Origin of the sequence: Microbacterium endophyticum, from assembly GCF_011047135.1 — a bacterium.
In the GTDB taxonomy this organism is placed as follows: Bacteria; Actinomycetota; Actinomycetes; order Actinomycetales; family Microbacteriaceae; genus Microbacterium; species Microbacterium endophyticum.
Genome location: NZ_CP049255.1, coordinates 894,886 through 908,718 on the forward strand (window position 1 = coordinate 894,886; position 13,833 = coordinate 908,718).

The 13,833-nt window shown below is 62.6% G+C and carries 10 protein-coding genes; 1 reads left to right on the plus strand and 9 read right to left on the minus strand.

From position 1 onward, the window contains the following. Positions 1 to 31: 31 nt before the first annotated feature. From G6N83_RS04175 to G6N83_RS04210, 8 genes are all read right to left on the minus strand, one after another. On the minus strand, positions 32 to 4,123 hold the full coding sequence (locus G6N83_RS04175) for a LamG-like jellyroll fold domain-containing protein (RefSeq protein WP_165139580.1): 4,092 nt from the start codon (positions 4,121 to 4,123) through the stop codon (positions 32 to 34). A 539-nt stretch (positions 4,124 to 4,662) separates the two neighbouring features. Beyond that, positions 4,663 to 5,475 carry an ABC transporter ATP-binding protein gene (locus tag G6N83_RS04180; protein WP_165139582.1) on the minus strand — a complete coding sequence of 271 codons (813 nt, stop codon included), beginning with the start codon at positions 5,473 to 5,475 and terminating at the stop codon, positions 4,663 to 4,665. Continuing rightward, complete coding sequence (locus G6N83_RS04185; protein WP_166769985.1) at positions 5,472 to 6,536, minus strand: FecCD family ABC transporter permease; 1,065 nt, start codon at positions 6,534 to 6,536, stop codon at positions 5,472 to 5,474. Before G6N83_RS04185 ends, G6N83_RS04180 begins: the two co-directional genes overlap by 4 nt. Then, positions 6,533 to 7,597 carry a FecCD family ABC transporter permease gene (locus G6N83_RS04190; protein ID WP_165139588.1) on the minus strand — a complete coding sequence of 355 codons (1,065 nt, stop codon included), beginning with the start codon at positions 7,595 to 7,597 and terminating at the stop codon, positions 6,533 to 6,535. Before G6N83_RS04190 ends, G6N83_RS04185 begins: the two co-directional genes overlap by 4 nt. Then, positions 7,557 to 8,615: an iron-siderophore ABC transporter substrate-binding protein gene (locus G6N83_RS04195; RefSeq protein WP_165139591.1), complete on the minus strand. Its 1,059-nt coding sequence runs from the start codon at positions 8,613 to 8,615 to the stop codon at positions 7,557 to 7,559. Before G6N83_RS04195 ends, G6N83_RS04190 begins: the two co-directional genes overlap by 41 nt. An 86-nt stretch (positions 8,616 to 8,701) precedes the next feature. Beyond that, entirely contained in the window at positions 8,702 to 9,718 is a 1,017-nt protein-coding gene (locus G6N83_RS04200; protein ID WP_165143108.1) for a zinc-binding dehydrogenase, read from the minus strand. Positions 9,719 to 9,771: 53 nt separating this feature from the next. After that, a complete protein-coding gene (locus G6N83_RS04205; protein ID WP_165139594.1) occupies positions 9,772 to 10,539 on the minus strand; it encodes an SDR family NAD(P)-dependent oxidoreductase in 768 nt (255 codons plus the stop codon). Between the two features lie 31 nt (positions 10,540 to 10,570). Beyond that, positions 10,571 to 11,959: a GntP family permease gene (locus G6N83_RS04210; RefSeq protein WP_165139596.1), complete on the minus strand. Its 1,389-nt coding sequence runs from the start codon at positions 11,957 to 11,959 to the stop codon at positions 10,571 to 10,573. 158 nt (positions 11,960 to 12,117) lie between these two features. Here G6N83_RS04210 and G6N83_RS04215 point away from each other — a divergent pair, with 158 nt between their 5' ends. Next, positions 12,118 to 12,816, plus strand: coding sequence for a FadR/GntR family transcriptional regulator (locus G6N83_RS04215; RefSeq protein ID WP_165139598.1), 699 nt, complete (start codon positions 12,118 to 12,120; stop codon positions 12,814 to 12,816). A gap of 44 nt (positions 12,817 to 12,860) precedes the next feature. Here the strand turns inward: G6N83_RS04215 and G6N83_RS04220 are convergent, their stop codons facing one another. After that, positions 12,861 to 13,832: a phosphoglycerate dehydrogenase gene (locus G6N83_RS04220; RefSeq protein WP_165139601.1), complete on the minus strand. Its 972-nt coding sequence runs from the start codon at positions 13,830 to 13,832 to the stop codon at positions 12,861 to 12,863. Between the last annotated feature and the right edge of the window lies 1 nt (position 13,833).

Genomic DNA, 13,833 nt, shown 5'->3' on the forward strand with positions numbered 1-13,833 from the left:
CAACGCACCCCGCCACCGTAATCGTTACAGATCAGTCGTCAAGCAACTCCGACTCCGCGCGGCGGCGCCGCACTACCGTCAGCCAGAGCCCGAGAGCCGTGAGCGCGAACGCGACCCCCACAACCCCCACCCCGATGAATCCGCCAGTGACCGCTAGTGCACCGGTTGCTGCTTGCGGCGCACCCGCCGCATCAGGGCTCCCGCCACCGCTGTCACCATCACCAGGCGATGTTGAAGGCGGTGTAGGTTCTACACCCGGTACGATCACTGCTGCGTCCACCACAGTCACACTGGTCATAGCAGACTGTGCGGCGAACGTCGCCCCATCACCCGTGTAGACCGCTCTCAGCTCGTGCTTTCCATCAGCCAGACCTACGACCGGGTCGAACGACACCCATCCCGTACCTACTGCTGTGCGAGCGCGCATCGGAACACGTGCCGTAGCGGCGGGTGCCGCCTCGGCCGCGCGCGTCGTGGTGAACATCGCCGTCTGCACGGTCATGGCCGATGCCGCGCCATCGGTAGGCAACGACGAGCGCGCCGCCGTCTCAGACGCCACTTCTGCGAGCTTCGTGTCACCATCGAACAGTGCAAGCGTGCCCGTTGCTTCTGGCGCCGACGCGGCCTGTTCACCTGCCAACCGACCAATCTCTGCGGGGGCGAGTACGCGATCGTAAACCCGGAAGTCTCGGACCGCGCCTTGCAGCAGCACGTCAGATCCCCACACCGATTTTCCAATGGCGTTATTGGTGGTTCGGCCCCCACCGACCTGCCCGGGTTCAGGCGTGACTTCGGCGCTCTGTGACACGAGTTCGCCATCAACGTAGATCTCGGCTATGCCGCCGCCTTGTGTATAGGTGACGGTTTTCCATTCGCCGCGTTCCAACGGCCCCGGCCCCTGCACAGACTGCAACGTCCACCAGGGTCCGATGGTCGCTCCAGCGAGCAGGTTGGGCTTGTCTTGCACGAAGACGTATCCGTCACCAGCCCCGTTGACGCTATTGCCGAAGCCCCACAGCCACGAGTTTCCTCCGACACCCGGGGTCAGCTTCACCTGAATACTTACCGACAAGGCATCCAAACCCGTTATCAGATTGTCAGGCAATTGAACCCAGTCATCCGATCCGTCGAGACTGAGCCCCTCGCCGTCAAGCCACGACGCCGCGCCCTGCACCTGCGCTGCACCGAATTTGGTGTCGGGGGCAGTGTTGGGCACAGTCGAACCAGACGTCTGATCAAGTGCGTACTCCGCAATCAATCCGCCATCCAGATCCACAGTGTCGATCGGGTCCGCCACCGTCACCCGGGCCGATGCGGTGAGAGCGTCTTCGGTATCGAGCTCACTCGATGCGACATCGAGATCGACTGTCGTCTCGTAGGCAACTTGAACGTCTGCCTTCTCAACGATCGTGCTCCCCCAACCACGAGCGCTCACAGTAGCCGCCCCGAGCGTTGCGTTCTCCGGAACCGTGATCTCAGCACTGGCTGCACCGTCACTATCGGCGACAGCCGACGCCGTCACCGCTCCCGCGTACGAGAACGTCACCAGCTCGCCAGGGCGGTAGCCACGACCCGTCGCCGCAACCGCCACACCGGGCTGAACGTCCGAGGAACTCAACTCTAGAGTCGGCGGTGCTACAACAAGTGCGTGCTCCGCACAAGCATCACCCGCAATTCCGTATGGGTTTGTCTGCGGCGCAGGCGAAACCGCCTTCTCGTCGTCGCGAATGCTCAGCCAGCCGAAGGACTTAGACCCAGCAACGGCGCCCGTCGTCGCCGTCACGTTCGTCATTATCCACTGGGTTCCGCCATCTGCAGCCGTGTCACCGCGCAGCGGCACCGAGACCGCAAGGCACGTTTCACCCGCGGGAATCGTAACTCGCAGTGCCTCGGGCCCCGCCTTGAGTCCGCTCGTATTGAGCAAGCTCAATGCGGCAGTAACGGGTTCGCTCGACGGCTCGTCGAGATACACCGCGATCGACTGCTGGTGGGTATCGTCGCCCTCGTCGGTCGCGAGGGTCGCGACGTTAACTGTCGAGCGTGATCCGGGCGTGGCCGTTCCCAGCGCAGGCGTCTCGAATGCAACATCCGACAGGTAGGCCGCATCGCGTCCCGAGCTCGCCTGTGCGTCTGCGACACTCTCGAACGTCACCGACCGTACGTCGCTCAAGTCAATGCCGCTCAGATCCGAAACCGGTACAACAACCTCCTGCAGCACGATCTTCTTCAAAGCCCACGTCTCCGAAGACCAGTCAGAAGTCGGCATGCGCGTAGTGGCAAGAGGATTAATCTCGGACGCCAAAACCGACGCGCTGTGCCCGCCGCCATCAGTCACGACGACACGCAAATCGATCGAGTCAGCGACCGATTCGTGCGGCGACATTTTGAAAGACAACTGCGTTCGCGAAGAGACGTCACGCGCACTCTCTGGGAGCTCGACGCGCATCGCGTCTCCCGCCTGAGCCCACGAAAACGTGGTCACCGGGTATGCCTCCACGTTGGGAGCACGCGAGGCTGGAGACCAGTGCGGAAAGCGCGAGGTCGATGAAGCCGGTGCACACGGGTCAAACTGCTGCGGTGTGGCCCGCGAAGAAACGCTTGCACAGACCGTCGCATCGCCACCGCCCGTTGTGGACACGGAATCAGCTGGCGCAGCCAAATCATTAACAAGTGTCTCTGCGGAGTGCGGCTGCGTCGCGATGATGCGTACATCCGCAAAGTCCTTGGTTGCAGGAGTTGCAGGCTTCACGGATCCATCAAAAATCGACTGGAACTGAGATTCGCCACCAACTGTCAACCGGAAAAAGGCAGACATGTACGACACCCCGACCTGATACTGCTCGTCAGCACTGAGGCGGGTGGGCGCGTTCGAACCGCAAGTGGGACTGTCCGAAGCGCCCCAGTCGTCTCCCGGCCAGCCGTAGTCATATTTTCCCGGAGTCCAGACACTGTTAAAGAAATTGTGATCAGCGCCCATCACCCATACGGCCGAACGCAGAGCATCGTCATCGAAGGCACGCCTTGAGCCGTCGATGATCTTCTGCCCCTGCTGGTTTGAGACGTCGCCGTCACAGTACGGAAGCACCACGGCAGTTGGGATGTCGGCGATCGTGCGTCGACCAAAATCAACGGGAGCCAATGGCAGCACACCTTTAAGGCCGAACGGCTGAGCCAATTCTTCGTTCAGTTCCGCAGCCGCCGCGACACCTTCGCCACCACGTGAGTGACCCATCAAACCCACTCTTGTGAGATCAAACCGTCCGCGCAAATCTGCTGCCGTAATTTTGGATGCGGGCGCCGGTTGATCGGCTCGGGTCGACGCGTACTCGATCGCTTGATCGAAATCCAGCGTCCGATCGAGGAGCGTGTCCTCGTAGCTGACGGTGTCACCCCCATCGAGCGATCGGAGCATGCCCAAAGACTCGAGAACAAGCGCTCCGCGAGCCTGTGCTCCGAGATCACTAGAGCGCGGGTTGTCCCACGCGTTGATCGCGTTTGCCGCGATAGAGATCACGTTGTAACCATGCGAAGCCAAAGCACGGGCAGTGCCTTCGTATCCGAGATAGCTGCGAACGTTGGCGACGCCATCTGCGCAGGGCCAGTCGCTTCCGTGACACCAAGAATGACGGCCATGCAGCAACAGCACAACCGGGCGCTCCCCCTCTGCCGATGAAAGATAAAGCTTGCCCGTCATCTCTCCGCGCGAATTCGTCATCCCTTCCAGGTCTATCGCCGCGTTTCCGAAGTCGTATTCGACCTCATCGACGCTGTAAGGACCTGGAGCGCCGGGGTCTTCCCCATCGTCAGAGACAACTGTCACCTGCGTCTTCGCTGACACGCTCGCCGACGACTCATCAGCCACCGTCGAAAAAAGGCTCATCATTCGGCTTGCGCTGTGGCTGCTGGTGGCGCTAATTTCACCGCTCGCGCTCCACCCCCGCGTCACCGACGTAATTTTGACCAGAGCCTCGTCGTCGCTCAGGAAAGACAGCGACAATCCATCTTCCGACTCGGTTGCGATGCCAAGCAATTGATGATCCGCATAAAGCGTCGGAGCATCCGATTTGATGGGGAGCCGCTCGTCAAGATCGAGCGTTACCAGATACCCACTTTCCGTAGGCATGACTCGCCAATGATCACCGGACGCCACCGCTTCATCGGCCACGCTCGCACTAGGCGGATCTTCTGGGGGTGGTGTGAAAGCCGCGGCTGACAGCGCGGGAGCCACCACAAGCGCACATATGAGCGCGAGAGTTAAGGGAATTGATCGACGAGCCAAGACAGTCCTTTCGGGTGAATAGGGACGTTGCCTCGCCGGCGGACGTATGCAGGCATAGGGGTACTCCCTGCACCTGCGGCGCCGTCAACGGGGAACGGCTAGACGTTAAAGCGACTGTGTTTCTGAAGCGTTTCAAAACTGTCTCTTAAAATGTACGTGTATGCGGTCTGAACGCTGCCCCATGCGTGCCGAATCACCGAAGAGCCTGATCTCGAAATAAAAACGGCATTCTCTCGACGTGCAAAATTCGGATACGTTTCGCAAAATTTCGTAGCGATATATTCCTCGACAGATCTTCCATGAACCCCTGCCGGCAGAATCGCTGCACATCGCAGATGGCGCAGGCCCGACTTTGCCGCAGAGGCGAAGAGGTACCGAAAGCCCTAGGGCGTTAAGCGGTGGTGACGCCCGATCGCGCTCACCCTGGGAGTTCCACCCACGGGATCAGGCAGAACGACTGAATCGAGGTCGAACACTTCGCGCACCAAGTCTGCCGTCACGATATCGGTCGGGGCCCCCTGCGCCACGATTCGACCATCGCGCATCGCGATGAGATGGTCGGCGTACCGGCTCGCGAGGTTGAGGTCGTGCAGCACCATCACGACAGTGGCCCCCGAGTCTCTGTTGACATCGACGAGCAGATCCAGCACTTCGATCTGATGTGTGATGTCTAGATACGTCGTCGGCTCATCCAGCAGCAGCACCTCCGCACGCTGTGCAAGCGCCATCGCAATCCACACTCGTTGACGCTGACCTCCCGACAACTCATCCACATTGCGCGCCGCAAGCGACACGACCGAGGTCGCTTCCATCGCCGCGTGCACGATCTCGTCGTCTTCAGCGCTCCACTTTCGAAACCACCCCTGATGCGGGTAACGACCGCGCCCCACGAGGTCTGCAACACTGATTCCGTCCGGTGCCTGCGGCGCTTGCGGCAGCAGACCAAGCACGGTCGCAACCTCCCGAGTGTGCATCGAGTGAATGTCTTTGCCGTCGAGCAGCACCTTGCCCTCAGTCGGGGCAAGCAACCGCGAAAGCCCCCGCAGCAACGTCGACTTGCCACACGCGTTCGGGCCGACGATCGCCGTAATCGCGCCCGCCGGTATCTTGACATCAAGTCCGTCGATGATGCGGCGGTCGCGATATCCGAGAGCCAAATGTGCCGCGGCGAGTGAGTGCGCAGAAGAGTCTGTCATTGTCCGCTTTCGTTGCCGGTTCGGCTCGCTCTCACAAGCAGCCAGATCAAAAAGGGTGCACCGACCAATCCCGTCACCACACCGGTCGGCAACGGCGTAGCGGGCAACGCATGCTGAGCGATGATGTCAGCACCCAGCAACAGCGCACCTCCCACGCACGCCGCAGCCGCGACCCCCGACGATCCGGCGCCCAACAGCCGCCGACTTATCTGACCTGCTGCGAGCGCCACGAACGCCAGCGGACCAACGGTCGACACCGCGATGGCAGCCAGCGCCACGGCGCAGCCGAGCGTCGCAAGCCGAATTTTCTCTACCGGGATGCCGAGCCCCGCCGCAGTGTCATCGCCCAACTCAAGAATGCGCGCGGGGCGGCTGAGCATGGCCACCAACCCCACGATGATCACAGCACACACCGTCATCGGCCACAGTGCCTGCCAGCTAGCGCCGCTCAGGCTCCCGGTCACCCACACGAGAGCAGACTGCGCGTCTCTGATGTCACTCCGACTCAGAATGAACGACACGAATCCGGCGCAAAACGCTGCCACACCGATACCGACAAGCACGAGCCGAAACGCATTGAGCCCTTCGCGCCACGCCAGCACATACATCAGCACCGCAGCCAGCAAGGTGCCCACGATCACGGTCAGCGTCAACAGGTAGCCTCTCATCCCGAACGACACGATGCAGACGACCCCGACAACGCTCGCGCTAGCCGTAATACCGATGATGTCGGGGCTTGCCAGCGGGTTTCGCAACGTGCTCTGAAAAACGGAGCCCGACATTCCAAGGCACGCACCGACCACGATCGCGGTCAAGATACGCGGTAGTCGCAGCTCTACGACCACAAGCTCCGTCATCGCTGTGCCCTGCCCGACCATCGTGGCAAAGACTTCACTGACGCTCACCGATGCTTTTCCGAGTGTGAGCGAAAGAAGAGCAAAAATGACGATCAACGCGATGAGCGCCGCGAGCACGACAGTCTTCTTGCGCCACGCCGACCGTCGCGTTAAGCGCCGCCGCGCGGCCGCAGTCGTGATGAGCGAGACATCCGTGCGGGTCACAGGCTTGGCAACTTCCGTCGTCGCACCATGGCGATAAAGAACGGCGCACCGACAAACGCCGTGACGATCCCGACTTCGAGCTCGCCCGGAGCCGCAACAAGGCGACCGATGATGTCGCATCCGAGAATCACGATCGGTCCGACGAGCGCAGAAAACGTGATCACTCGCCGATAGTCCGGGCCGACAAACGCGCGCGCAATGTGCGGCACGGCAAGGCCCACAAAAACGATCGGTCCGGCGGCAGCTGTCGCCGCACCGCACAGCAACACGATTGCCGTTGCCCCGATCACGCGAGTGAGCCCGACACGCTGCCCCAACCCGCGCGCGACGTCATCTCCGAGCGAAAGCCCATTGAGTTGCCGTCCGAGCAAGAGCGCAAGAACAACACCCAGAACGACGGCCGGCAGCATCTGCCAGAACACGTCGTAGCCGCGTCCAGCGATCGCCCCTACCTGCCAAAAACGCATGGTGTCGAGCGCCGCTCGGCTCGTCAGTAGTATCGCCGTGATGATCGAGCCACACGCCGCCGAAACGGCCGCTCCGACCAGCACGAGCTTCACCGGGGTCGCCCCCTCACGCCCAAGCGAGGCGATAGCGAACACGACAACCGAAGCGATCGCGGCACCCAAAAACGCAAACCATACGTAGCCACTGAGTGCCATCGCGCCCGTTATCGACGTGCCGAGCACAACAGCGAGCGATGCCCCATAGCTCACGCCCAAGAGCCCCGGGTCTGCGATCGGGTTACGCGTCAGCCCTTGAGCAACAGCACCCGCGAGCCCAAGGGCACATCCCACAAGCAACCCGACAAGGGTTCGTGGCAAACGCTTTTGCACGACGATCAGGTCAGCGGTGCTCTGCGGGTCGTAATGGAAAATCGCGCCGATCACGGTGACCGGGTCGAGCCCCGATGCGCCGACCAGAATACTGGCAAGCCCCACCAACACAAGAGCGATCACCGCGACCGTATGCGCAATCACGACGCGCCCGTGAACGCGCCGCTGACCTATCGCCAAAGAATCAACCGACGTTGTCTGCAGCCGCAGCAAGCTCCGGAACATAAGAGTCGAGCATCCACGGGATCGACAGTACCGTCGGGGCACTGCTCGCCATCACAAACGACTCACCAACGACCGGCGCGAACCGATCCTCTTTGATGGCAGGCATGGCAGCGACCAACGGGTCAGCGAGAAAAGCATCCACCGAGGCCTGACTGTCGAAGTATCCGACGATCAAGTCAGCGTTGATTTCACCGAGATTCTCGTAGCTCAGCTGGTAAAAGTAGCTGCCCGCTGTCGGGTCGGCGTCGAGGTCAGCAACGTTCGGGCTAACGACCATCCCTAACTGTGTCAGCAGGTCAACGCGCGGGTCACTGGCGCGAAAGATGTTCAGCTGATCCGCTTCGAGTGCCGAGACGTAGACGAACGTCTTTCCCTCCAGCACCGGAGCACTGGCTGCGAGGTCAGAAATCTGCGACGCGACGTTTGCCTCTAGCTCCGCTGCCTCTGCTGATTTGCCGAGAGCCTCGCCGATCGTCGTCAGCTGATCCTGCCACCCCAGCGACCATGGCTCGTCGGGGTAGGCAACGACCGGAGCGATCTTGCTCAACGTGTCGTATTCCTCCTGTGTGATGCCGGAATAGGGGGCCAGGATGATGTCGGGGTCGGCTTCGATGAACTCTTCAACCGGCACTTCACCGGTATCCGAACCGCTCAGCAGCATCGGCGTCTCGCCACCAAGATCGGCGATCGCATCGGCATCCCACGGCAATACGCCCTCGTCGTTTCCGCCGTAAGAGTTGTAGGGCATCGCTACGGGCACGATCCCGAGCGCAAGCACGGCATCCTGCGACGACCAACCCCACGTCGCGACACGCGTTGGTTCCTCCTCGATCGTCACCGATCCAAGAGCGCTTTCGATCGTCACCGGAAATGCATCGCTTGCCGCAGTCGCGTCGCTGGTGGTCGTGGCTTCATCCGCCGCCGCACAGCCAGACAGCGCGAGCGCCGCGGCGACAACGGTGGCCGCGGCGACGACCGCTCGCTTGCGGATAGACAGGCGAGATTGTGGGGGGATCATGAAACTCCTCGAGAAGACGGTGTCACCGGTTAGCAAACATAGGTAACCCTACCCTTACTAAGGCTTCATGATCGAACCGTCGCCCATTACCGCGCCGGCCACACCTCGACAACGACCTTGCCCGAGGCCCGAGAGTCACGAGCGACGTTGAATGCCGAAACGGCGTCGTCGGCGGGCACGACGTGCGTAATGACATCCTCGATACCTGGGTTCGCATCGAGCAGCGCGATCGCCTGGTCGATCTCATCGTTGAACCGAAAAGTGCCGAACCAGCTCAGCTCTTTCGAAATGAACGGCGCGATATTCAGCGGCCGCTCCGCATTCGGCACCATGCCTACCTGCACGACAGTCCCGCCGATCGCCGCAGCCTTCACCGCGGTATTGATCGACGCAGCAACACCCGAACACTCCAGCACCACGTCGTAGGCGCTCTCCGGCACGGCATCCTGCGTCACGTTCAGTGCCACGGTCGCACCTAAAGCGCGAGCACGCTCGAGCGGCTCAGCAAACACGTCGGTTGCGGTCACCTCAGCTGCCCCCGCAGCAACCGCGGCCGCAACAGCGAGCAGACCAATGGGCCCAACACCCGTCACGAGCACCCTCTTGCCCCGCACATCTCCCGCCTTGCCGAGGCCATGCATCGCCACCGCGAGCGGCTCGGCAAGCACGGCCCGACGCACGTGCAACGACTCGGGCAGCAATCGCACCATTTCGCGATCCACCAGCAGGTACTCCACCAGCCCACCCTGCGTGTGCGGCCACGTTGAAGCGCTACCGAGATAGGCCCCTCCCGGCCACAGGTGCGGAGCATCCGCGAGGTCTTCGCGCGGCTCACCGAACGTCGCCGGGTGCACCGTCACCGCCGTACCCGCACTCCACTCCCCTGCCGGGTCAAGATCAATGCGCCCCGACACTTCGTGACCGGGAATCAACGGCTCCTTCACCACGAAAGCGCCGTTGGCACCCTCGAAGTAGTAGTGCAGGTCGCTCCCGCAAATCCCCACGTACTCGATGCGCACGCGCACCTGGTCATTCGTCGGCACCGGAACGTCAAGCGTTCCGATCCGAAGCGAATCTTTGCCGTCGATAAAAGCCGCGCGCATGTCACTCATCTCTTATGTGCTCAGATCTCTTCCGGGGTCAGACGACCGCTGCGTTAGACGACAGCGGTCATGCCGCCGTCGACAAAAATGTTCTGACCCGAAACGAAGCTCGAGGCATCCGACACCAGAAAGCGCAACGCACCATCGAGCTCGGCGAAGTCTCCCCAGCGCTGCGCGGGAGTCCGCTGCGTGAGCCACCCGCTGAACTCCGGGTCATCAACCAAGTCACGGTTCATCTCGGTCGCAAAGTATCCGGGAGAAAGCGCGTTCACCTGGATGCCGTGGCGCGCAAGATCAGCCGCCATCCCCTTCGTCAGCTGCACCACGCCACCCTTAGATGCCGAGTACGGAGCAATCGTCTGACGAGCAAGCAGCGACTGCACCGACGCCACGTTCACGATCTTGCCCGAACCGCGCTCGATCATCGCGGGAGCAACAAAGCGCGACACGTAGAACACACCGTTGAGGTTCGCCGCGATGATGTCATCCCAGTCAGAGACGGCGAACTCCGCAATCGGCGCACGCCGCTGCACACCCGCGTTGTTCACCAGGATGCCAGGCACCCCGTGAGCGGCAATCAGCTCAGCAACCCCGGCCTCCACGCCCGCCGCATCGGTCACGTCGAACGCGACCGATGCGGCGGGCGTGCCCGACTCTTCTGAAATCTCAGCGGCGGCCTGCGCTGCCGCGTCGGCGCTCCGGCCGTGCACGATCACGCGCGCCCCAGCTTTCGCCAAGCCCGTCGCGAGCGAACGCCCAAGCCCTCGCGTTGAACCAGTCACCAGCGCGAGCTGGCCCGAAATGTCGAAGATGTCAGACATGGAGTACCTCCAAAGAGTTGAGCGAGAAAGGTTAGATCAGCGACGCGACGCCGAACACACCCAGCACGAACACGAAAGCCGTCACCGACTCGATCGCCTGCTGCACCGTCCAGGTCTTCAGCGTCGTCTTCACGTCCATACCCATGAGGCGACCGACGAGCCAGAAGCCCGAGTCGTTCACGTGACCGGCGAACACCGAACCCGCACCCGTCGCGAGCACGATCGCCGCAACCTGTAGCGGGTTGTAGTCGCCAGCGAGCACAGCGGGAGCCGCAAGGCCCGCAGCGGTGACGAGCGCGACCGTCGCCGAACCCTGCGCGAGACGAATAACCACGGCGATCAGGTAGGCCGCGATGATGACCGGCAACCCCAGATCGCTGAGCGTGTCAGCAAGAGCTTCACCGATGCCCGAAGCGCGAAGCACTGCACCGAACATGCCACCGGCACCCGTGATGAGAATGACCGAAGCTACCGGGCCCAGGGCCGAGTCAACGAGCTTCTCGATCGCTGTGCCCTTCTCGCCGCGACGAGTACCGAGCACGACCATGGCAACGAGCACCGTGATCAAAAGGGCGACGGGCGACGTGCCGAGCAGCACGAGCACCTGCACCCAGAGGTCGTCGCCGTTCACAGCGCCGATGCTCGTCAGAGTCGTGAGTCCGGTGTTCATGAAGATGAGGAACATCGGCAGCAGCAACAGCGCAACGATGGTGCCAGGCTTCGGCGGGTTGGTGGGCTGGTCGTCGTCGATCTCGCCGAAGAGGGTCGGCACCGGCAGCGGAATGCGCTTTGCAACGAACTTGCCCCAGAGGTAACCCGAGAGGTACCACGTCGGGAAGACGATGATGAGACCCACGATCAGCACGATGCCGAGGTTTGCGCCATAGAGCTCCGTCGCGGTGACGGGGCCGGGGTGCGGCGGCAAGAAGACGTGCATCACCGAAAAGGCGGCAGCGGCGGGGATTCCGAACAGCAGCACGTTGTTCTTCGAAACGCGACGCGCCACGGCGAACACGATGGGGAGCATCATGACGAGCCCCGCGTCGAAGAACATCGGGAATCCGAGAATCAGCGACGCGATACCGAGAGCAAACGGCGCACGCTTCTCGCCGAAGATATCGACGAACTTGTCGGCGAGCGCCTTCGCGCCACCGGAGTGCTCGATCAAACGCCCGAGCATCGCTCCGAGCGCGACAAGCAGCGCGACTGTGCCGAGCGTCCCTCCCAGTCCCCCGGTGAGAGTCGACGCAATAGCGCTGACCGGGATCTGCGCGGCGAAAGCCGTGAGCAGCGAGACGATAATCAGCGTCAAAAAGGCGTGCACCTTAAAGACGATGATGAGCAACAGGATGAGAGCGATCGCGCCTGCTGCAATGAGCAGAAGCGGAACCGTCCCTAGGGTCTGAGACCAATCTTCCATCGGAATATCTCCATTGATGTGCCGAGGGCACCAGCGGCTTCGCCGCGATGTCCGCGCGTACTATGCGTATGTCTCCCCGGCCTACAGTGGGAAGACAACCGATCTTTACACAAAGATCGTATTTGTGCCACTAGAAAATCGTATTTATTGGAGTCGCCTTGGCCAAAGCCTCGCACACCAACGTGCTCGACGACCTCGGCATCCGAATCGCCTCGGGCGACCTCACCGCGGGCCAAGTACTGACTGCCGCCGGTCTCGAAGCTGACTACGGCGTCTCACGTACCGTCATCCGCGAAGCCGTCCGCGTGCTCGAAGCCATGGGCATGCTCGCCTCCCGACGCCGCGTCGGCGTCACTGTGCAACCTGCCGCTTCGTGGAGCGCTCTCGACACGCGCCTCATCGCATGGCAGCTCGCTGGCCCCCGCCGCGCGCAACAGCTTGTCGTCGTCACCGAGCTACGCGCCGGCATCGAACCAATCGCGGCACGCCTTGCCGCCACGCGGGCCACCGACCTGCAGCGCTCCGAAATTCTGCGCCTGTCGGGCGTCCTCGAAAAGCTCGGCGAACAGGGCCTCGGCGACAGCGACGAATACCTCGCCGCCGACATCGCATTTCACGACCTCATTCTCGACGCGAGCGGCAACCTCATGCTCGCCGCCGTCAAGCGCCCCATCGCCGAAGTCATCGCTGGGCGCTCACGCGTCGGCCTCACCCCGTCGGTGCCGGTACACGAAGCACTCCACAACCACATGCTCACAGCCGCCGCGATTGCGCGCGGCGACGCCGAAGCCGCCGAGCTCCACACCCGCCGCTACGTCGACGCCGTCCTCGGCGAAGTACGAGGCTCGTCTAACTGACTGCTTGCCTGGCTAACTTCGTGCCTGGCTAACTGCGTGTCCGGCTAAATGCTTGTCCGGCTAATTGCGTTCGGTGAGATTTCGCCCCGCAGCACCGTCAGCAAATCAGCGATCGACTGCTCGGTCATCCGCTGCACGGCTTCACGAGTGTGCCCGCCACTGTGCGGGGTCGAGGCGACACGTGGGTGCCCGACGAGCGGCGACGCCGATGGCGGCTCCGTCTCGTACGCATCAACAGCAACACCGAAGAGCGTTCCCTCATCGAGTGCCCGAAGAGCGGCAGCTTCATCGAGCAGCCCCCCGCGAGCAGTGTTGATCACGATCGCATCGGGCGGCAGCATCCGGAGCCTTCGCTCATCGATCAGGTGACGCGTCTCGGGCGTCATCGGCACGTGCAGGCTCACGACGTCCGACCGGCGACACAGCTCATCGACATCGACCCGCTCAACGCCGGCGGCAGCAAATGCCTCGTCGGGCAAGAACGGATCGTAGGCGACCGGCGTCATGCCGATACCGCGCGCACGCTCGGCAACGAGCCGCCCAATCGCCCCGAACCCGACCACGCCGAAGACACCGCCAGTGAGCTCTCGCCCATTGATGCGCGGCCACTCTCCCGCTCTCACGCCGGCATCGGCATACGCGATACCGCGGGCGACAGCGAAGGCGAGCCCGATCGCCAGCTCAGCAACCGACAGCGAGTTGGCCCCGGGCGTCCGCGTCACGGTGATTCCTCGTGCCGCCGCAGCATCGAGGTCTACGCGGTCGACGCCCACCCCGTAGCGAGCGATCACCTTGAGCCGGTCTGCTACGGCGAGCGCCGTCTCGCCGTACTCATCGAGACCCGCCACGACACCGTCGACCCCGGGGAGCAGCTCTGCGAGCTCCGCCTGGGTCAGTGGGCGATGGAACGGATTGAGCACGACCTCGGCCACCTCTGCACGCAGCGCCCGCAGCGCCTCGCCATCGGGGTTCTGGCAGAGCGACGTCGGGGTCACGAGCACCTTCATTTCGCGCATT

Excerpts from the sequence above, each read along its gene's own strand:
- G6N83_RS04220 (WP_165139601.1), bottom strand. The coding sequence starts at position 13,832 with ATGCGCGAAATGAAGGTGCTCGTGACCCCGACGTCGCTCTGCCAGAAC.
- G6N83_RS04210 (WP_165139596.1), bottom strand. The coding sequence starts at position 11,959 with ATGGAAGATTGGTCTCAGACCCTAGGGACGGTTCCGCTTCTGCTCATT.
- G6N83_RS04200 (WP_165143108.1), bottom strand. The coding sequence starts at position 9,718 with ATGCGCGCGGCTTTTATCGACGGCAAAGATTCGCTTCGGATCGGAACG.
- G6N83_RS04175 (WP_165139580.1), bottom strand. The coding sequence starts at position 4,123 with ATGCCTACGGAAAGTGGGTATCTGGTAACGCTCGATCTTGACGAGCGG.
- G6N83_RS04205 (WP_165139594.1), bottom strand. The coding sequence starts at position 10,539 with ATGTCTGACATCTTCGACATTTCGGGCCAGCTCGCGCTGGTGACTGGT.
- G6N83_RS04180 (WP_165139582.1), bottom strand. The coding sequence starts at position 5,475 with ATGACAGACTCTTCTGCGCACTCACTCGCCGCGGCACATTTGGCTCTC.
- G6N83_RS04190 (WP_165139588.1), bottom strand. The coding sequence starts at position 7,597 with ATGTTCCGGAGCTTGCTGCGGCTGCAGACAACGTCGGTTGATTCTTTG.
- G6N83_RS04195 (WP_165139591.1), bottom strand. The coding sequence starts at position 8,615 with ATGATCCCCCCACAATCTCGCCTGTCTATCCGCAAGCGAGCGGTCGTC.